General features: G+C 71.7%; 20 protein-coding genes. 9 read left to right on the top strand and 11 right to left on the bottom strand.

The genetic code is table 11. The features are described 5' to 3' along the window. Window positions 1-285: 285 nt before the first annotated feature. The 3 genes from ACIOHC_RS16495 to ACIOHC_RS16485 all read left to right on the top strand — a co-directional run bounded on the left by ACIOHC_RS16495 (window position 286) and on the right by ACIOHC_RS16485 (window position 1914). Window positions 286-417 carry a hypothetical protein gene (locus ACIOHC_RS16495; RefSeq protein ID WP_351084420.1) on the top strand — a complete coding sequence of 44 codons (132 nt, stop codon included), beginning with the start codon at window positions 286-288 and terminating at the stop codon, window positions 415-417. A 14-nt stretch (window positions 418-431) separates the two neighbouring features. Further along, the gene (locus ACIOHC_RS16490) at window positions 432-1199 is read left to right on the top strand and encodes a hypothetical protein (protein WP_351084421.1); all 768 of its coding nucleotides are present in this window, start codon (window positions 432-434) and stop codon (window positions 1197-1199) included. Window positions 1200-1380: 181 nt separating this feature from the next. Beyond that, a complete protein-coding gene (locus ACIOHC_RS16485; RefSeq protein ID WP_351084423.1) occupies window positions 1381-1914 on the top strand; it encodes a hypothetical protein in 534 nt (177 codons plus the stop codon). Window positions 1915-2256: 342 nt separating this feature from the next. On the opposite strand, the gene ACIOHC_RS16480 is transcribed toward ACIOHC_RS16485, so the two are convergent. Continuing rightward, on the bottom strand, window positions 2257-3096 hold the full coding sequence (locus ACIOHC_RS16480; RefSeq protein ID WP_351081347.1) for a polysaccharide deacetylase family protein: 840 nt from the start codon (window positions 3094-3096) through the stop codon (window positions 2257-2259). 165 nt (window positions 3097-3261) lie between these two features. Between ACIOHC_RS16480 and ACIOHC_RS16475 the strand changes: the two genes are divergently transcribed. The 3 genes from ACIOHC_RS16475 (at window position 3262) to ACIOHC_RS16465 (ending at window position 6131) form a co-directional block, all read left to right on the top strand. Continuing rightward, window positions 3262-3723, top strand: a complete 462-nt coding sequence (locus ACIOHC_RS16475; protein WP_351081349.1) for a universal stress protein — start codon at window positions 3262-3264, stop codon at window positions 3721-3723. A 109-nt stretch (window positions 3724-3832) separates the two neighbouring features. Continuing rightward, complete coding sequence (locus ACIOHC_RS16470) at window positions 3833-5281, top strand: amino acid permease (protein ID WP_401843038.1); 1449 nt, start codon at window positions 3833-3835, stop codon at window positions 5279-5281. 280 nt (window positions 5282-5561) lie between these two features. Further along, window positions 5562-6131, top strand: coding sequence for a sigma-70 family RNA polymerase sigma factor (locus ACIOHC_RS16465; protein ID WP_401843036.1), 570 nt, complete (start codon window positions 5562-5564; stop codon window positions 6129-6131). On the opposite strand, the gene ACIOHC_RS16460 is transcribed toward ACIOHC_RS16465, so the two are convergent. Further along, window positions 6065-6262 carry a zf-HC2 domain-containing protein gene (locus ACIOHC_RS16460; RefSeq protein ID WP_351081354.1) on the bottom strand — a complete coding sequence of 66 codons (198 nt, stop codon included), beginning with the start codon at window positions 6260-6262 and terminating at the stop codon, window positions 6065-6067. The genes ACIOHC_RS16465 and ACIOHC_RS16460 overlap by 67 nt on opposite strands. Before the next feature lie 125 nt (window positions 6263-6387). On the opposite strand from ACIOHC_RS16460, the gene ACIOHC_RS16455 reads away from it, so the two are divergent. Continuing rightward, the gene (locus ACIOHC_RS16455) at window positions 6388-6906 is read left to right on the top strand and encodes a hypothetical protein (protein ID WP_365694214.1); all 519 of its coding nucleotides are present in this window, start codon (window positions 6388-6390) and stop codon (window positions 6904-6906) included. A 19-nt stretch (window positions 6907-6925) separates the two neighbouring features. Here ACIOHC_RS16455 and ACIOHC_RS16450 read toward each other — a convergent pair whose 3' ends face one another. From ACIOHC_RS16450 to ACIOHC_RS16435, 4 genes are all read right to left on the bottom strand, one after another. Continuing rightward, a complete protein-coding gene (locus ACIOHC_RS16450) occupies window positions 6926-8146 on the bottom strand; it encodes a histidine kinase (RefSeq protein ID WP_351081358.1) in 1221 nt (406 codons plus the stop codon). Further along, window positions 8143-9624, bottom strand: coding sequence for a cation acetate symporter (locus ACIOHC_RS16445; RefSeq protein WP_365694212.1), 1482 nt, complete (start codon window positions 9622-9624; stop codon window positions 8143-8145). Before ACIOHC_RS16445 ends, ACIOHC_RS16450 begins: the two co-directional genes overlap by 4 nt. Beyond that, window positions 9621-9983, bottom strand: coding sequence for a hypothetical protein (locus ACIOHC_RS16440; RefSeq protein WP_351081362.1), 363 nt, complete (start codon window positions 9981-9983; stop codon window positions 9621-9623). Before ACIOHC_RS16440 ends, ACIOHC_RS16445 begins: the two co-directional genes overlap by 4 nt. A gap of 65 nt (window positions 9984-10048) precedes the next feature. After that, window positions 10049-10801 carry a LytTR family DNA-binding domain-containing protein gene (locus ACIOHC_RS16435; RefSeq protein ID WP_351081364.1) on the bottom strand — a complete coding sequence of 251 codons (753 nt, stop codon included), beginning with the start codon at window positions 10799-10801 and terminating at the stop codon, window positions 10049-10051. A gap of 157 nt (window positions 10802-10958) precedes the next feature. Between ACIOHC_RS16435 and ACIOHC_RS16430 the strand changes: the two genes are divergently transcribed. Next, complete coding sequence (locus ACIOHC_RS16430) at window positions 10959-11816, top strand: alpha/beta hydrolase (protein WP_351081366.1); 858 nt, start codon at window positions 10959-10961, stop codon at window positions 11814-11816. A 592-nt stretch (window positions 11817-12408) separates the two neighbouring features. Further along, window positions 12409-12903, top strand: a complete 495-nt coding sequence (locus tag ACIOHC_RS16425) for an NUDIX domain-containing protein (RefSeq protein WP_351081368.1) — start codon at window positions 12409-12411, stop codon at window positions 12901-12903. Here the strand turns inward: ACIOHC_RS16425 and ACIOHC_RS16420 are convergent. The 5 genes from ACIOHC_RS16420 to ACIOHC_RS16400 all read right to left on the bottom strand — a co-directional run bounded on the left by ACIOHC_RS16420 (window position 12860) and on the right by ACIOHC_RS16400 (window position 18618). Further along, window positions 12860-15175, bottom strand: a complete 2316-nt coding sequence (locus ACIOHC_RS16420) for a copper resistance protein CopC (protein WP_401843034.1) — start codon at window positions 15173-15175, stop codon at window positions 12860-12862. The two genes, ACIOHC_RS16425 and ACIOHC_RS16420, sit on opposite strands and share 44 nt — an antisense overlap. 387 nt (window positions 15176-15562) lie before the next feature. Continuing rightward, window positions 15563-16423: a DNA-formamidopyrimidine glycosylase family protein gene (locus ACIOHC_RS16415; RefSeq protein WP_351081372.1), complete on the bottom strand. Its 861-nt coding sequence runs from the start codon at window positions 16421-16423 to the stop codon at window positions 15563-15565. An 18-nt stretch (window positions 16424-16441) separates the two neighbouring features. After that, the gene (locus ACIOHC_RS16410; protein ID WP_389637375.1) at window positions 16442-17314 is read right to left on the bottom strand and encodes an amidohydrolase family protein; all 873 of its coding nucleotides are present in this window, start codon (window positions 17312-17314) and stop codon (window positions 16442-16444) included. 1 nt (window position 17315) lies between these two features. After that, a complete protein-coding gene (locus ACIOHC_RS16405; protein WP_401843033.1) occupies window positions 17316-17627 on the bottom strand; it encodes an L-rhamnose mutarotase in 312 nt (103 codons plus the stop codon). 1 nt (window position 17628) lies between these two features. Further along, the gene (locus tag ACIOHC_RS16400; RefSeq protein WP_351081377.1) at window positions 17629-18618 is read right to left on the bottom strand and encodes an aldo/keto reductase; all 990 of its coding nucleotides are present in this window, start codon (window positions 18616-18618) and stop codon (window positions 17629-17631) included. Window positions 18619-18675: the final 57 nt, after the last annotated feature.

Here is an 18675-nt window from a genome sequence, read left to right as displayed (position 1 = left end):
GACAACTGTGCGTACGCCTCCATCGGGGAGGACGGCGGGAGTTCGGCGGTCGCCGTGTCGGGCGACGGCCACTGTCACGCGGGCCCCATGCCCAAACCGACCCCACCACCCAGACCGGCGCCGCCACCACCGCCACCCCCACCCCCACCGCCACCGCCACCGCCACCGCCACCGCCACCGCCGACCCACGCACCGCCTCCGGAACCGAAGCCTGCACCACCGCCCCCTCCGCCCTCGCCCTCGCCCTCGCCCTCCGTACGCTCCACGCCTCCCGCGCCCCGGCCCGTGGCGCTCCCCACCTACCGCAAGCCGCCACGCAAGGTCCCGCGCCGCGGCACCTCCCTGGTCACCCTCACCCTCATGATCACGGCCCCTGCGGTGTTCGCCGTCGCCGTGCTGCGTCCCCGCTCCCGATGACCTTCGGAGGAAACATGTCGGAATGGCTTGTTCTCGCCCTCGCCATGGTTGCGGCCAGCGCCGTCGTCCTGACGATCGCCGTACTCAGCAACCGCCGGCTCGCGGACGATGACGACCCGTCCGAGACGCCAGACGTCATCGAGTACATGACAATGATGATCGGCGTGGTCTACGCGATCGTGCTGGGCCTCGCCATCGCGGGCGTCTGGGAGGGCCGCAGCGCGGCCCAGGAGTACGTACGCCTGGAGGCCCAGGCCCTGCACGAAGTGAAGGCCCGCTCCGCCGTCTACCCGGCCGAGGTGCGTACGCGCATCCGCACCGATGTCGACGCCTACGTCCGTCACGTCCTCCACGACGAGTGGCGGTCCATGTCGGACCACGGCACCCTCACCGACGAGGGGGCCCGGCTCCTCGACCGGGTACGTGCCGACGTCACCGACTACCGACCGAGGAACGACCACGAGGGGCAGGCATATCAGCCACTGGTCGACGAGGTCGCCGCAGTCGACGACGCCCGCGGGGGACGCGGCCAGAGCGCCGGTGCGACCATGCCGGGCGTGGTCTGGTTCGGGCTGATCACCGGGGCACTGGTGACCATCGGGCTGATCTTCACGCTGCAGATCCGCAGAACCTTCCGCGAACTGCTGCTGGCCGGCCTCTTCAGCGTCCTGATCGCCTTTCTGCTCTTCCTGATCTGGGACTTCGACTCCCCCTTCGGCCGGGGCATCTCGGCCACCTCGGCACCGTTCCTCGATCTGTTCCCCGGGGCGGCAGGCGGATAGCCGTCCACCGAACGCCGAAATACCGGCAATGCGCCGCTCGGGCGAAACCGGTGCCCCGAGCGGCGCACTCGGATCGACGGAGAAATGTGCGACTTCTAGCGTTTGGCCCGTCGAGGTGCATTTCTGACGCTCTGTGGAAATCCGTTCCGCAACTGCTCCTCGGGGACCGGAGGATTCACCCATGCACGCAATAGGCGTCGCACCCGTCGCCCTGCTCGGCGCCGCCGCACTCGTCCCGACCGTCGCGGCCGCATCCGCGTACGCCGCGACGTCGACAGGCGCGTCCTCCGCGACCGGATACACCGTCACTCCGTCGGTGATCGCGCCGGGGAGCCAGGTCGTCCTGGCCGCCCGGGGGTGCTCCACAACCGCCACGGCCGGCTCCGGAGTGTTCGACACGGTCACCATCCCCAGAGGCAAAGCCGCCGCGGCCACCGTCGACCGGGACGCACGGCCCGGCGCCGCCTACGAGGTGACGTTCATCTGCAACACGTCGCCGGACTCCACGACGAGGGTCGGCCTCACGGTCGGTCCGGCCCCCGGCGTGCCCACCACCGGCACTCCGGTCGCTCCGGCCGGTGTGCAGGGCCCACCCGGTGACGGCGTCGCCAGGATGAACGCCGCGAAGGTCGCCACCGGCACGGCGGTGGCGGTGGTCGCCGCCACCGCCGCCATCCATGTGGTGCGCCTGCGCAGGGAGAGCCGCCCGCGCTGAGAGCAGGACAGTGCGGCCCGATACGCCCGTGGGGCCCCGGCGCGGGGGGCCCCCCAGCGGGGGGGCGGGGGGGCGGGGCCCGGCGCGGCCGCCCCCCCCCGGCCGGGCACCCCCCCCCCCCGGTGTGGCCTGCCCGGGGCGCCCCTAACCCCCGGGCCCCCGGCACCGGGCCCACTGGACCGGGGGCGACGGGCGTGCCGGAACGGCGCCGGCGCAGAACGGCGCGGACTTCTCACCGGACCCTCCCCGGCCGGCCGGCGCCGCGGCCGAGTCCCCCGAAGCACCCGCGGGAGACGTCCCCCGCGACGCCGCGCCCGGCGATTCCGCCCGCCGGCCGCGCGCTCACCGGCGCTGCGGCACCGTGATCCGGTAGCCGTCGGCGAGCAGTTCGGGGAGGTACCGCCGCAGCGCGGTCACGCTCTGCGAACGATTGCCTCCCGCGTCGTGCGACAGCACGACGACGCCGGGTGCCGCCCCCTCCCGGACCCTGCGGACGATCGCGCCGACACCCGGTTCGGTCCAGTCCAGCGTGTCGACGGTCCACGCCATCGGTTCCATCCCCAGCTCGGCGCCGATCTCGAAGGAGTTCCGGTTCCACGCCCCGTACGGTGCCCGGAACCAGAGCGGCGCACCACCGGTGATCTTCTCGATCACCTCGCTGGTGCGGCCGATCTCGTCGCGGATGCCGGCCCGCGAGAGCTTGGTGACCAGGGGATGCGTCCAGGTGTGGTTGCCGATGGTGTGGCCGTCGGCGGCGATCGCCCGCACCAGGTCCTGGTTGTCGTGGGCCATCTCCCCGCAGAGGAAGAACATCGCTCGGACATCGTGCTCGCGCAACGTGGCGAGGATGTGCGGGGTGTAGAGCGGGTCCGGGCCGTCGTCGAAGGTGAGCACCATGGCCTGCCCGATCTCGGGCAGCTTCTCGAAGGGCCTGGTGCGGACGGGGGGCGCCGCGGGCCGGAAGCGGGGCGGGGCGCCCGCGGTCATCGGCCGGAGCCGGTAGGCGGAGGGGCGCGCGCGAGGGGCGGACCGGGGTCCCGCGGCGCCCACGACCGGTGCGGAGGTCCGGGACGGTGCTCCGGCCGGGTCTGCGGCGATCACACGCACGGCACCGGCCGTGCCGAGTCCGGCAGCCAGCCTCAGCAGCATTCTGCGCCCCGGCAGCCTCTGATCATTTTTCATGACCAACTGCTCGCACGTCGGTGAGCGCGCCCCGGCCAACGACACCGACCATGTGGGGTTTTGTACCCAATGGAGGGACCGACTCCGGAGCAACCGGCAGCCCCTTCCCAGGTCGCGCCGCATCCGGGGCCGGAGCCGACTCCGGGAGCGGATAGCCTCACTGCCGTGACTGACCAGCAGCCCCACCAGTTCGAACGTGGCACAGACGGCCCGAAAGTGATCGTCTCCGGCCTCGACGGGTCCGATTCGTCCATGCGTGCCGCGGCGTACGCGGCGGGACTCGCCCGTCGGCAGGGAGCCATGCTCGCCCTCGTCTACGTCCAGCCCGTACTGCCCGCCGGGGCCGCGCTCGGCGCACCGGTCGCCGACACGACCGGAGAGGTCGCGGAGGGGCTGGTGAACGAGATCCGGGAAGCGACGGCACGGATGAAGGACATATGGGATGTGCGCTGGGAGTTCCACACCTTCCGCGGGGATCCCTACATCGGGCTCGTGACGGCGGCGGACGAGCTCAAGGCCGATGCCGTCGTGGTGGGAGCGTCGGAATCGGCCGGGCACCGCTTTGTCGGATCGGTGGCCATCCGGCTGGTGAAGGCGGGCCGTTGGCCCGTCACGGTCGTCCCGTGACCGTCGCGGAACCCACGCCTCCGCCGGACGGCACGCCGTCTTTCGTCCCTCCTCCGTCTGGGCCATCATGAGCGCCCGTCAGGGACAGCCGTCAGCGAAGAGGTGACTCATGGCCAGGCTCCGGGTGGGCGAGGGTGTACTGCGCCGCAAACCGATCGAACAGATCGACGAGACGAGGCCGACGGGGGACGTCACCACTCGGCTCACCAGATCGCTCGGGTTGTGGCAGCTCACGGCGATCGGCGTGGGCGGCATCATCGGCGCGGGCATCTTCACCCTCGCCGGCACGGTGGCGAACGGCACCGCGGGACCCGCGGTCCTGCTCTCCTTCCTGATCGCGGGTGTGGCGAGCGCGGCGGCCGCGTTCAGTTACGCGGAGTTCGCGGGCCTGATCCCCAAAGCCGGTTCCGCCTACACCTACGGATACGCGGTGCTCGGCGAGCTGGTGGGCTGGTTCATCGGCTGGGACCTGCTGCTGGAGTACACGGCGATCGTCGCCGTGGTCGCGATCGGCATCTCCGGCTACTTCAGCTTTCTGCTCGGGGAGATGGGGCTCGAACTGCCGAAGTGGATGCTGGGCGCGCCGGGCACCGGGCCGGGCCATCGGGTCGACCTGTTCGCCGCGCTGCTCTGCCTCCTCGTGGCGTACCTCCTGACCCTCGGCATCAAGAACGCCGCCCGCTTCGAAACGGTCGTCGTCGTTCTGAAGGTCCTGGTCGTCCTGCTGGTCATCGGCGTCGGCGTGTTCCACATCAACACCGCGAACTACCACCCGTTCTTCCCGTTCGGCGTGGGCGGTGCCTTCACCGGCGCAGCCACGGTGTTCTTCGCGGTGTTCGGGTACGACGCCATGTCGACGGCCGCCGAGGAGTCCAAGGACGCCCAGCGCCACATGCCCAAGGCGATCCTGTACTCCCTCGCCATCTCGATGGTGCTCTATGTGGCGGCGTGCCTGGTGCTCACGGGGATGCAGAGCTACAAGGACATCGACCCGGAATCCGGGTTCTCCACGGCCTTCAAGTCGGTCGGGCTCAGCGGACTCGCCAATGTGATCGCGGCGGGCGCCATCATCGGCATCCTCACCGTGATGTTCACCTTCATGCTCGGCGTGACCCGGGTGTGGTTCTCGATGAGCCGCGACGGGCTGCTGCCCAAGTGGTTCGCCAAGACCCATCCGACCCGGCACGTACCGACCCGGGTGACCTGGATCGTCGGCGCGGCTTCGGCCGTGATCGCCGGGTTCCTGCCGATCGGCGAGGCCGCCGAGCTGACGAACATCGGCATTCTGCTGGCGTTCGTGGTGGTGTGCATCGCGGTGATCGTGCTGCGCTACAAGCGGCCCGAGCTCCCCCGTACGTTCCGCACCCCCGGCATGCCGTTCGTGCCGGCCCTGGGCGTGGTGTTCTCGGTCTGGCTGATCACCTTCCTGCAGTGGCAGACGTGGGTGCGCTTCGTGGTGTGGTTCCTGATCGGTCTGGTGATCTATTTCGGTTACTCGTACCGGAAGTCCGAGATGGCGAGGACACCGGAGGCGGGAACAGGTACGGGAACGGGTTGATCCGTCGCCCCGTGCTCCTTCGCCCCGTCCGCCGAGAGGACGGGGGCGAAGGGCGGCCCGGCGTCCTGCGAAGCCCCCGACGCCCGCACGGACACCGCGCCGGCCACCGTGCGCACCACCGGGCCGCCCGCCGCCCGACCGTTCACCGCACCATTCGCCGCACTGTGCGACCGCTCGTCGCACGGAGCCGCCCATCGACTGTTCCTCGGAGCCCCGATGCGTTCGTATACGGCAGTCGGCAGCGAAACGGCAGGGGCCACCACGGGGAAGGGCGCTCACGATGACCACCACGACGACCGATGAGCGGGCCCTCGCGGATGTCCAGCGGGAACACGGCCCAGCCCTGTTCCACTTTCTGCTCGGGCTGACCTTCGGCGACCGGCAGCGGGCCGAGGATCTGCTCCAGGAGACGCTGGTGCGGGCCTGGCAGCATCCGGAGGCCTTCGACGCTCCGTACGACTCGATGCGGCCCTGGCTCTTCACCGTCGCGCGGCGCCTGGCGATCGATGCGCGCCGGTCGAGGCAGGCCCGGCCCACCGAGGTGGGCGACGTCGTGCTGGAGACCGCCGCGGGCGAGGACGACACCACCGAGTCCACGGTCTCGGCCCTCGACGTGCGCGACGCGGTGCGCACCCTCAGCCCGGAACACCGCGCCGTCCTCGTCCAGATATATTTCCGCGGCCTCAGCGTGGGCGAGACGGCCCGGGTCCTGGGTGTTCCGGCGGGCACCGTCAAGTCCCGCTCCTACTATGCGCTGCGGCAGCTCTCCCGCAACCTGCCGGGCTACTCCAGCAGGTCGTCCACGCTCAGCAGGGCGAGCAGCGACACGGCCTCCGCGACCTCCACGTAGTCGGCGGCGCAGCGGTCGCACGACTGCAGATGGCGGGAGACCGTACGGGTCTCGTCGGCCGTGAGCGCATCGAGGACGTAGGCGCCGAGCAGCTGCGGCACGTGCGGGCCCTCCCCGGGATCGGCGGTCATCGCATCCTCGTGTCGTGGACGGGTCCGGTCGTGACGGATCCTGTCTTTCTGGCCACGCGGGGCGCGCTCCCCCGGTTCAATGCTCCGTGAAGCCCGGTGCCGAGAAGAGAAAGAGGCGAGACGGGATGCGCCCGGAACGTCAGGATGGAACCAGTGGGGGCGGGCTGCTGGTCCCGATGGCCTGGATGTACGCCGAGTACATGGCCGATGAGCTGCTGCGGACCGGCGATCTGATGGAGCCGTCCACACTGGAGTACCGCGCGGGCCGCGACGCGCTCGCGCTCACCATCTTCCTCTCCGACGACGGTGCGGCCGACGCCCTGCCCGCGGCCCGGCTGGACGAGCTGCGGCTGCTGACCGCGTACGGGACGGCCTGGCGCGGCTGGGTCTGTGAGCGGCTCGACGCGCCGGAGGTGTCCGCCGGGCCCGGGTCCGGGGGAGCGGACCCCGATCTGGCGCTGGCCCGCGCGGCCTGGCGGTGGCTGGAGGAGACCGAACTGCTGGCGGCCGACCTCGACGCGATCGGTCCGCCGCCGTGGGAACCTGTCGGCGACGAGCCGGACGCGGACGAGTCGGCCCAGGTGTGGACGCCCGCCTGGCAGCTGGGGCTGCCGCTGGGGCATCTGGCGATCCATCTGCACTGAACGCCTCCCTGCCCGGTGATCAGGAACCGTGCACCCCCGCACGGTACTTGGGCAACCGCACCGTGATCCTCATCCCTGCGCCGAGGCCCGTCTCGATGACGAGTCCGTAGTCGTCCCCGTACACCTGACGCAGCCTTTCGTCGACGTTCAACAGGCCGATCCCGGTGGAGTGGCCGCCCTCGCCGCGCAGGATGTGGCGCAGGCGTTCGGGGTCCATTCCCGCGCCGTCGTCCTCGATGACGACTTCGGCCTCGGACCCGGCGTCGAGTGCGCTGATGGTGATCCGGATGGGGGTCTCCCCCGCTCGACCGGGACCGAGGGGCCGGGGAGGGCCGACCGCTCCTTCGAGGCCGTGTTTGACCGCGTTCTCGACCAGGGGCTGCAGGCAGAGGAAGGGCAGGGCGACGGGCAGCACCTCGGGGGCGACCTGGAGGGTGACCGCGAGCCGTTCGCCGAAGCGGGCCCTCACCAGCTCCAAGTACTGGTCGATGGAGTGCAGTTCGTCGGCGAGGGTGGTGAAGTCGCCGTGTCTGCGGAACGAGTAGCGCGTGAAGTCGGCGAATTCCAGCAGGAGTTCGCGGGCCCGCTCGGGGTCGGTACGGACGAACGAGGCAATGGCGGCGAGCGAGTTGAAGATGAAGTGCGGGGAGATCTGGGCCCGCAGCGCCCTGATCTCGGCCTCGATGAGCTGGGTGCGGGAGCGGTCGAGCTCGGCCAGTTCCAGCTGTACGCAGACCCAGCGGGCCACCTCCCCGGCCGCTCTCGCCAGCACCGCGGATTCGCGTGGGGCGTAGGCGATGAGTGTGCCGAGCACCCGGTGGTCGACGGTGAGCGGTACGGCGACGGCCCAGCGCAGCGGGCAGTCCAGGTCGTCGCAGTCGCTGTGGAAGGCGGTGTCCCGGCCGCTGGCGAGGAGGCCGCGCACCTGGTCCATGACGTGCCGGCCGTGGTGTTCGCCCTCCCCGTCCCAGACCAGCACCCGGTCGCGGTCGGTGAGGCAGAGGGCGTCGGTGCCGAGCAGGGAGCGGAGCCTGCGGGCGGATTTGCGGGCGCTCTCCTCGGTGAGTCCGGCGCGCAGGGGCGGCGCGGCGAGCGAGGCCGTGTGCAGGGTCTCGAAGGTGGCGTGCTCGACGGGGGTTCCGACATCGCTGGTGCGGACGGGGCGGGCGGTGCGGCGGCCGAGCAGGAAGCCCGCGCCCAGCAGCAGGAGGACGAGCACGGCGTATCCGGCCCCGGTCATCGGTGTCTCCCGGAGGTCAGCGCTTCCGGCAGGTGGAAGCGGGTCATGGCGGCGTTGGTGCCGGGAGGTATGCGGCCGGGCGTGGCGAGGGAGACCAGGACCATGGCGAGGAAACCGACCGGCACCGACCAGACGGCGGGCCAGGCGAGCAGGGCGTGCGGCCAGCCCGGCGGGCGTACGGCGCCGCTGACGGTGATGGCGACGGACAGGAACGCGGAGCCGCCGCCGAGGAGCAGTCCGGCGATCGCTCCGGGCGGGGTGAGCCGCCGCCACCAGATGCCGAGGACCAGGAGCGGGCAGAAGGAGGACGCGGAGACGGCGAACGCCATGCCCACCGAGTCGGCCACCGGCACCCGGCTGACCATCAGCGATCCGGCCAAAGGCACGCATACGGCGAGAACGGTGGCCAGCCGGAAGTGACGTACCCCGCGCGAGGGAAGAACGTCCTGGGTGATGACGCCGGCGACGGCCATCGTGAGGCCGGAGGCGGTCGACAGGAACGCCGCGAAGGCGCCGCCCGCGATGAGCGCGCCGAGCAGATCGCCGCCGAGGCCGCCGATGACCCGCTCGGGCAGCAGCAGCACCGCGGCGTCCGCGTCCCCGCCGTGGATCAGTTCGGGGGCGTACAGCCTGCCCAGGGCCCCGTAGACCGGTGGCAGCAGGTAGAACACGCCGACGAGCGCGAGGACGGCGACCGTGGTGCGGCGGGCGTCGCGGCCGTTGGGGCTGGTGTAGAAGCGGACGACGACATGCGGCAGCCCCATGGTGCCGAGGAACGTCGCGACGATCAGCCCGTAGGTGGCGTACAGCGGATGGTCGGCGCGGAAGACGGAGAGCTGCTCGTCGAACGTGACCCGGGGCTGACCGTCTCCCTGCCAGGCGAGCACGAGGAAGATCGCGGGGACGAGGAGTGCTGTCAGTTTCAGCCAGTACTGGAAGACCTGTACGAAGGTGATGGAGCGCATGCCGCCCGCGGCGACGGCGAGGACGACGACGGACGCCACGAGCACGTCGCCGAGCCAGCCGGGCGCGCCGGTCAGGATCTTGAGCGTCAGTCCCGCGCCCTGGAGCTGCGGTACGAGGTACAGCCAGCCCGCCGCCACGACGAAGACGCTCACCAGCCGGCGCACCTGCCGCGACTCCAGCCGCCCCTCGGCGAAGTCGGGCAGGGTGTAGGCCCCCGACCGGCGCAGCGGCGCGGCGACGAAGACCAGCAGTACGAGATAGCCCGCGGTGTATCCGACCGGGTACCAGAGCATGTCCGGGCCGTGCACGAGCACCAGGCCGGCGATGCCGAGGTAGGAGGCGGCGGAGAGGTACTCGCCGCTGATCGCCGCGGCGTTGAGCCGGGGCCGCACGGTGCGCGAGGCGACGTAGAAGTCGGAAGTGGTGCGGGAGATGCGTAGGCCGAAACCGCCGACGAGGACGGTCGCGGCCACGACCACGGCGACGGCCGCCACCGCGTACGTACGGCTCACTGTGCGGAGCGGCCTTCCACGAGCCTGGCGAAGTCGCGTTCGTTGCGCTCGGCACGCCGCACGTACCACCAGGCGGTCAGGGTCAGCGGCGGATAGGCGGCGAATCCGAGGACCGCCCAGACGAGAGCGGCGCTGTGCAGGGCCTCGAAGACCAGCGGCAGCGTACCGACGACCACGGCGAGGACGGTGAAGGCGGTGATTCCGGCGCGCAACTGGCCGCGCATCAGTGAACGTACGTACGCGCCGCCGAGTACGGTCTGCTCGTCGATCTCCGACTGGGTGCGGTAGCGGGGCAGCGGCCGGACCCGCCGGGGCTCCCCCGTCACCACTTCGCGCCGGGGCGCGGGCTCTGCGGACATGGGCTCGGAGTGTACGCAGCACCGGACCCCGGTGGGAAGAGCCTGCGAGCCCGGGTAGGTCCTGGTCAGCGGCCGGTCTGGCGCATCAGCAGATCGCGCAGCGCCCGGGTGTGGCGACGGCTCACGGCGAGTTCCGCGGTGCCGATGCGCACGCTCATGCTGCCCGCGTCCAGGCGGAGTTCGTCGATCCGGCCCAGCGCGACGAGATGGCGGCGGTGGATGCGTACGAATCCGCGTGAGCGCCAGCGTTCCTCCAGCGTGGTGAGGGGGACCCGGACGAGGTGGCTGCCGGTGCCGGTGTGCAGCCGGGCGTAGTCGCCCTGGGCCTCGGCGTAGGCGATGTCGTCGATCGGGATGAACCGGATCACGCCGCCGAGCTCCACCGGTATCTGGTCGTTGGCGGTGTCGAGCACGGGTGCGGAGCGGCCGCCGACCTGTTCGGCCACCCGGCGGACCGCCTCGGCGAGGCGTTCGCGGCGTACCGGCTTGAGGACGTAGTCGACGGCTTTGAGGTCGAAGGCGTGGAGGGCGAAGCCCTCGTGCGCGGTGACGAAGACGATCAGAGGGGGCGCGGCGAATCCGGCCAGCAACTGGGCGACGTCGAGGCCGGTGAGACCGGCCATGTGGATGTCGAGGAAGACCACGTCGATCGCGGACGGGTCCTCGGGTCCCGCCTCGACTGCGCTGCCGATCCGGCGCAGCGCCTCGGTGGCCCCGGTGGCGCCCTCGGCGCTGCGGATGCGGGGATCGGCGCGCAGGAGGTAGAGGAGCTCCTCCAGGGCGGGTTCTTCGTCGTCGACGGCGAGTACGCGCAGCATGGGGCGGAGTTTAGGACGTGCCGGGGAGTATGGGGCCTCGCGATTCACCGCTTCTTTCCGTACCGAACGGTGTGCGCACCCGTCCACAGGCATCAGCCGTGGATCGAGGTTTATTCTCACGGGAGTTGATGTTTCCTCAGCTTCGGGAGGATGACCCATGGCAGCCGTGCACGTGACCGTGTGGGATGACCGCGATCGGGTCGGAGGAGGCCGGGCCCCGACAGCTTCGGGGGCCCCGGTGACCCCGGCGGCCGCTGCTGCCCCCGCCCTCTTCATCCACAACATCTTCACCTGGGGCAGCGACTCCACGTACGGGTTCGCCGGGCAGCGGCCCCTCGCGGACAGTCGGCGGCTCCTCTTGGTAGATCGCCGGGGCTACGGCGACAGCCCGGACACCGCGCGCAGCGACTTCGACGTCGACGCCGAGGACATCGTGGAGGTTCTCGGCAATGGGGCCTGCGCCGTGGGGCTCGGCGGCGCCCACCTCGTGGGGCACGGGAACGGCGCCGTCGCCGCGCTCATCGCCGCCGCGCGCCGACCCGACCTCGTCCGCTCCCTTGCCCTCATCCAGCCCTCCGCCTTCACCGCCGCCGCGCACCACCCAGTCGTCGCCGACCTCCTCGACCGGGTGCGCGACGGTGCCCCGGGCATCCCGGACGGCGTCACGCCGGAGCAGTATCTACGTGCGTCCACCGAGGGGTTGGGGATGGCTATGCCCGAGCCCACGTCGCGCCGACTCCGTGCCGTTGCCACATCCATGAGGGAGCGGCCCATCTGGGAGGCGGAGATCCCGCTGGAGGTGGTCCGGAGCGCCGCCCTGCCGATTCTGGTGATCTGCGGAACCTGGGAGCGCGCGCCGGCCGCGTACCGCGAGCACGTGGGGCTCCCCCTCATGGCCGTGGCCGAGTCCCTCACGGACTCCCTCGGGGGCCGCCTCCTGCGGGTGCCCGGGTACTACCCGCACACCCAGGAGCCCGCCGCCGTCAACGCGGCCCTTCGGGAGTTCTGGGGCTGACCCAGTTCCGCATCGGCTGCCAGTCCCGCGCGGCCCACCCTTGCCTGGCGGTCCGTCTCATCAGGTGCAAACCGCACGTGGGGCCTGGACTGTCTGATGCCCGGACAGATCGCCTCGGCGAGAGGCTGGATGCGGATGCGGCACAGGTTTCCGCCGGGGCGGCTGCTCCACGGGATGCAGCTGTCCACCCAGTCGCGGAGCTCCCCCTACGCGAAGGGGTGGGAGGCGGACGCCACCGCCGACGCCCTCGCCGCGATCGCCCGCACCTGGTCACCTTCGCGTCCGCCGCCGCACCCACGCCGTTCCTCACCCCGGTCAACTCGACCATCTCCGTCACCAGTCGCGACAGACCACGCTGCTGGGCCAGCCGCATCACCAGGACCAGCCCGGCCTGCGCGATCGGATTCGGGTCATCGAACGCAGCGGAGACCGCCGCCGGCGTGTGGGAAACCTGCATCTCGGAAGTACCTTGCTGATTGCGCGTGCTGGAAGCGTGAAGAACTCCCATCCCTCGCAGGTCACAAGGCACTCCTCCACTTTCCCAGACGTCATCCACAGGCATCAGCCGTGGATCGAGGCCTAACGTGTCCGGATGTCGTCTGTGAACCTGCGTCATTCAGTCCGCGCAATCATCCTCGACGAGGACAAGCGAATCCTCCTCTGCCGGTTCGCGATTCCGGAGCCGGCAGGAACGGTGGTGTGGGCGACTCCCGGCGGAGGAATCGAGCCGGGCGAGACGCCGCTTGCCGCGCTGAGCCGCGAACTGCTGGAAGAGATCGGCCTTGCCGTCCCAACCGATCCTCCGCACGTCTGGCACCAGGAAGTCGCGGCCCCTGGGTACGCCGAGGGCTACGACGGCGTCATCAACGACTACTTTCTCGTACGCACTGAGGCATTCACGCCGCGCGGAACCCTGTCCGACGACCAACTCGCTGCGGAGAACATCAGCGGTACGAAGTGGTGGCACCCGCACGAGATCGCTTCCCATGCCGGTGCCGACCTGTTCTCCCCACGCGACCTCGCGACGCCCTTGACGGCATTGATCACCGCTGGTGTTCCAGCTGCGCCGATCCGACTCGGCCTATGAAACAGACAGTCCGTTCATGAGGCGAGCAGGACGCGCTTCCGCACCTTGCGGCCATCGACCTTCTCGCCTGGACCCGCGTACTGCTGCTGGACGGCGCGGGCGTTGTCCGTAGAGCAATTGGCCCCGCAGGTGGGAGCTTCCGGGCGCCGTGCATGACGGTCCGTGGGTGCACGGCCGTCGCCTGACGGCCGCTGCCGGTGGGCGGACGGATGGATATCGGCTGGTTGGCGGCGGTCACCGTGTCGTCCATCAGGTGTCCCTCGGCGCGCATGTGCATCGCCCGTAGTACGAAGGTGTGCGGGTCGAGTTCGAGGGTGAACCAGGCGGTGATGTCGGGCCGGACGAAGGCCAGCTCGACGACCTCGGAGTCGGCGCGCAGGACGCGGATCGCGGCGGCGGGCCGGAACTCGCTCCGGTAGAAGGCTGTCGGCCAGCCGAACGGGAACCCGCCGCGGTCATGCTGCCAGTGGGCGGCCGGACCGTCCCGGTGGTAACTGTCCGGGCCGATCAGCACCGCGCTGCCGCCCCCGGCGATGCTGTACGCCATCGCGTCCGGGGCGGCGAACCGGTAGTGGGTGAGGACCGCCGGGCCGGTCGTCGACCCGCGCAGGGTCTCATCCATGCGCAGGGAGTGCAGCCGCCCCATGGCCGTGAGCATCCGGGCGAAGTCGGCCCGCCCGTCCGGCGCGGGCAGGGGCAGGGACCGTGTGGCCGTGGCGGGGCCACGGTTGCCGCGCACGCTGACCGTCGTCGTCCAGCGACCGGCGCCGGTCAAAGTGGCGGTGCCGGTGAAGCAGCCGAACCCGCACGGGCGCAATCCGGTCCGCACCGGCGTCGTGCCGTCGGTGCGGTGGGCGGTGAACGCTGCGTCCCGTAGGCCGTCCCCCGGCTGGGCGCCGACCACGGTCAGCTCCACCCGCACCCGGCCAGGACGCGGCGGGCTGAGCGACCAGCCCAGTACGTACGGGCCCGCACCGGCGGCAACCGCCGCTGCCGGCCGGCCGGCCAGGGCCGCCAGTGGAGACCGGCCCGCGGCCTGCTCCGCCGCCACCGTGGCGGCCCGCGGCGGGTCGGGGTAGCCCACAAGCGCACTGGCCACCGCAATCGCGGTCACCGCCGCGACCAACTCCGCACGGACCGCGACCCGCACCCCTCGCGGCCTCGGGACGCGGCGGCGGCGCAGCCAGTAATGAGACAGCCCGGCGACGGTCATCACGGCCAGCGCGGCGGCCTTGCCGAGCACCGCCCGCCCGTACCCGGTGCCGGTGAGCTGGCCCCAGCCGGACAGCTGCTGGGCCGCGTTCCCGACGCCGGTCGCGGCCACGGCCACCGCCGCCATGACCGCGGCCGGGGTCAGCGCGGCCAGCACCGCGATCGCCTGCCGCCCGGCCAGTACGCCCAGCACGATCGCGGCCACCCAGACCGCCGCGGCCAGTAGATGTACGAACAGCACCAACGTGGCCGGCACCGGATGCGCCGCCACGTCGGCATGCCCGGACGCCGCTTCGGCGAACAGCCCGCCCGCCCCCACCCCCACCGCCGACCACCGCAGGACGCGGAGGCGCCCGGCCCGCCAACCGGCACCGACGGCCACACCGACGGCAGGCAGCACCAGCCCGGCCAGCCGCCACCGGCCGGGCGCACCGGCGGTCAGCAGGGTGCCTACCGCGCCCATGCGCCCGGTGGCGATCTCGGCGGCCGACACGGCGGCGCCGAACAGCCCGGCCAGCGCCATCACCGGCCCGGCCACCGCCACCGCCCCGATCCGGGCTGCGGGCACACCGGCCTGCTGCGCACGGCGCGCCAGCAGCGCGGTGCCGGTCCACGACAGCAGGCCCAGCAGCCCGGCCCACCGGCACACCAACCCGGCCCAGCCCTCGGTGGCGGTCGGTCCGGCCGCCACCGACCCGGCGCCCGCCGGCGCGGTGCCGATCCCGAACTGGTAGCTGCCGTGCAGCACGTGTCCGTCGTCCAGAGCGACACTGGTCCACCGCACCGTGTACACACCCGGGGTGAGTGCGCCCAGCCGCCGCTGCATCGCCAGCCCGTCACCGGCGACCGGCCGCGTCGCACCGACCCCGACCTCCCGGCCGCGAGCGTCGGCGACATCGACATGGCTCAACCGCAGGTTCAACGCTTCGTCGAAGCGCAGCACCACCGCCGCCGGAGCCTGCGGCAGCCCGGCCCCTGGTGCCGGACTCGCCGACACCAGACTGGCGTGCGCGAACGCGGGCACCACCGACGCGAGCAGTATCAGCAGTACGGCGGCCACGACCCACCGCGCCCGACACCGCAAGCCGCCGGTGCGGACACGCTGCGCTCCGCAGCCGGCCGTGCGATCCATTCGCGCCTCCCAAGCCAATGCCACAAAAGCGCTAAAAGGGACACGTCTGCAACGATCGCACGGTTCATCCGGCGGGGCCGCGCACAGAAGGTCCCGCCGGGACGGGCGCGACAGCCGTGGATGCTTCGAACCAAGCTCCTCGGCCTCGCCGGGCCTTCACCGGATCCAGTGCCGACCGGCGCATCACAGGCTCCTTGCGCTGCGGCGAAACGCGCTGTCCAGGGCCGGGCGGACCACCCGACGGCTTCCCCGCTGCGCCGGGGCCGGGTGCGACGGACGCCCGCCGGTCCGGGCTGCTTGAGCCGCCGGTCCGGGCTACTTGAGCAGTCTGGACAGGCGGCGGTCGGCCAGTCGCCTGCCTCCGGTCTGGCAGGTAGGGCAGTACTGCAACGAGGAGTCGCTGAACGAGACCTCGCGCACGGTGTCCCCACAGACGGGACACGGCTCGCCGGTGCGTCCGTGGACGCGCATCCCGCTCTTCTTCTCGGCCTTGAGCTTCCCGGCCGCCAGTCCGCCGGAGCGTGCCACCGCGTCGCGGAGGGTGGTGCGCAGCGCGGTGTGGAGCCGGGTGATCTCGTCGTCGGTGAGGTTCGCGGTGAGCAGATACGGCGACATCTTCGCGACGTGCAGGATCTCGTCGCTGTAGGCGTTGCCGATACCGGCGACGAGGGACTGGTCGCGCAGGGCGCCCTTGATCCGTCGGCGTTCCCCGGCGAGCAGCGCGGCGAACGCGTCACGGTCGAAGGAGTCGTCGAGGGGATCGGGGCCCAGACGGGCGATGCCGGGGACCTCGCCCGGGTCGTGCACCAGGTGGACGGAGAGGCGCTTGGTGGTGCCCGCCTCGGTGAGATCGAAGCCGTCGCCGCCGATGAGTACGGTCCGCAGCGCCAGGGGGCCCTTGCCGGGACGCGGCGGCGCGGTGGGGAAGCTGTCCTTCCAGCGCAGCCATCCGGCCCGCGCGAGATGGGTGATCAGGTGCAGCGGGCCGACACCGATGTCCAGGAACTTCCCGTGCCGGGCGATGTCCGTGACGGTGCCGCCGTGCAATGCGGTGAGCGGCGGGTCGTACGTCTTGAGGACGCTCACGTTGAGCGGCAGGACCCGGTCGATCACCCTGCCGACCAGGTGGTCGTCGAGGAAGACCCGCAGGGCTTCGACTTCCGGCAGTTCGGGCATGGTTCCAGACTGCCGGAATCATGGGCCGGACGCCTGTCGGATGCCGTACACGCGCTCCGCCGTGGTGGCGAGGACGAGGCGCCGCTCGTCCTCGGTGAGGGCGCCGATCAGGGTGCGTGCCGTGTCGACGACCTCCTCGTACGTCGCGGCGAGCCGGCACACCGGCCAGTCCGAGCCGAACATCGTCCGGTCCGGCCCGAAGGAGTCCAGGACGGTGTCGGCGTACGGGCGCAGGTCGTTCACGGTCCAGGAGCGCACATCGGCCTCGGTGACCAGGCCGGAGAGCTTGCACGCGGTGTTGGGCCGGGCCGCGAGCGCTCGCAGGTCGTCGGCCCAGGGACGCAGTTCACCGGCCGCCACGGGCGGCTTGCCGGCATGGTCGAGCACGAAGGTCAGCTCGGGCAGCAGAGCGGCGGCCTCGACGGTGGCGGGCAGCTGGTGGGCCTGGACGACGAGGTCGTAGACGAGTCCCGCGTCGGCGACGGCGCGCAGTCCGCGCCGGACGTCGGGGCGCAGCAGCCACTTGGGGTCCGGTTCGCCCTGGACCTGGTGGCGGATGCCGACGAGCCGGTCGCCACCGGGATGTTCGCGCAGGGCGGCGAGGGTGTCCGCGACATCCGGTGCCGTGAGGTCGCACCAACCGACGACGCCCGCGACCAGGTCGCTGTCATGGGCGAGGGCGAGGAATTCGGGGGTCTCCCCGGGCACGGTGACGGTCTGCACGAGGACGGTGGCGTACACCCCCGCGGCGCGTGCCTCGGGCTCCAGTTCGGCGAGGGTGAAGCTGCGCCGGATCGGGGCGAGTTCGTCGCCGGTGATCCATTCCTGGTCGCGCACCGACAGGTCCCAGACATGATGATGGGCGTCGACGATCCGTTCCTGACCGGTCATGTCACAGCTCCCAGGCGACCGGCAGACCGGCTTCGGCACCGTCCGACGAGTAGTCGTGCGCCACGTCGAGCAGTTCGGCCATCCTGGTCTGCCAGGCGACGTTTACGGGGAGTTCCTCCAATGCGGCGAGGAGTGCGGCGTAATCCTCGCAGTCGATGACGTGGAAGAGATCGGTGCCGCTGCGCCAGATCGTCCAGGAGGTGGCGCCCGCCGCCCGGATCGCGGCGGTCAGCTCGGCGGGGACCTCGCGGTGGGCGGCCTCGTACTCCTCGACGCGGTCGGCACGGACCTTGGTGTGCAGGGCGATCCTCATGTCAGTGTCCGTCCTCGGTCAGCAGGCCCTCGGCGCGCAGGTCGTCCCAGAGTTCGTCCGGGATCTCCCGGCGGAGCAGGGCGGCGGCGTCTCGCACCTCGTCCGGGGAACGGGTGCCGACGAGCACTCCGGCCACGGCCGGGTGTGCGAGCGGGTAGTGGAGCGCGGCGGCCCGCAGCGGGACGCCGTGGCCCTCGGTGACTGCCTTCATGCGCAGCGCCCGGTCCAGCAGGGTGAGGGGTGCGGCCGTGTAGTCGTACGTGGCACCGGGGCGCGGGTCGGCGAGCAGCCCGGAGTTGAAGACGCCGCCGACGACGACGCTGCGACCGCGGGCGGCCGCCTCGGGCAGCAGTTCGGTCAGGGCGGACTGGTCGAGGAGCGTGTAGCGGCCCGCGCAGAGCACGACGTCGACGTCGGTGTCGCGCAGGAAACGGGTGAGCATCGCGGTCTGGTTCATTCCGGCGCCGATGGCGCCGACGACACCTTGTGCGCGCAGTTCCTCCAGTTGCGGATAGGCCTCGTGGAACGCGGTCTCCGCGTGGTCGTCCGGGTCGTGCAGATACGCGATGTCGATCCGGTCGAGGCCCAGCCGCTCCAGGCTGTCCCCGATGCTGCGGCGCACGCCGTCCGCGCTGAAGTCCCAGCGGCGGCGGTGGGTGGCTCGCACGGCGAAGCCCTCGGAGAGCCCGTCGGGCATGCTCTCCAGGGCGCCGTCGGCGGGCAGCGGGTCGAGCACCCGTCCCACCTTGGTGGACAGCACGTAGGAGTCGCGGGGCCTGCCGCGCAGGGCCTCGCCGAGCCGTCGCTCGGAGAGTCCGAGTCCGTAGTGCGGCGCGGTGTCGAAGTAGCGGATGCCCTCGTCCCACGCGGCGTCGACGGCGGCCGCGGCCTGCGCGGGGTCGACGGCGCTGAAGAGGTTGCCGATGGCGGCCGCCCCGAAGGACAGTTCGGTGACGTCGACCGCGCTGTTTCCCAGTCTGTTGCGCCGCATGCTTCCGCCGCCCTCCCCGATGATCGCTTCCTGCACAGAGCGAATATTCATCGGATC

The organism is Streptomyces sp. NPDC088252 (assembly GCF_044740965.1).
GTDB lineage: Bacteria > Actinomycetota > Actinomycetes > Streptomycetales > Streptomycetaceae > Streptomyces.
Note: the sequence above shows the minus strand (reverse complement) of the source record. Positions and strands in the feature narration are given on the sequence as shown.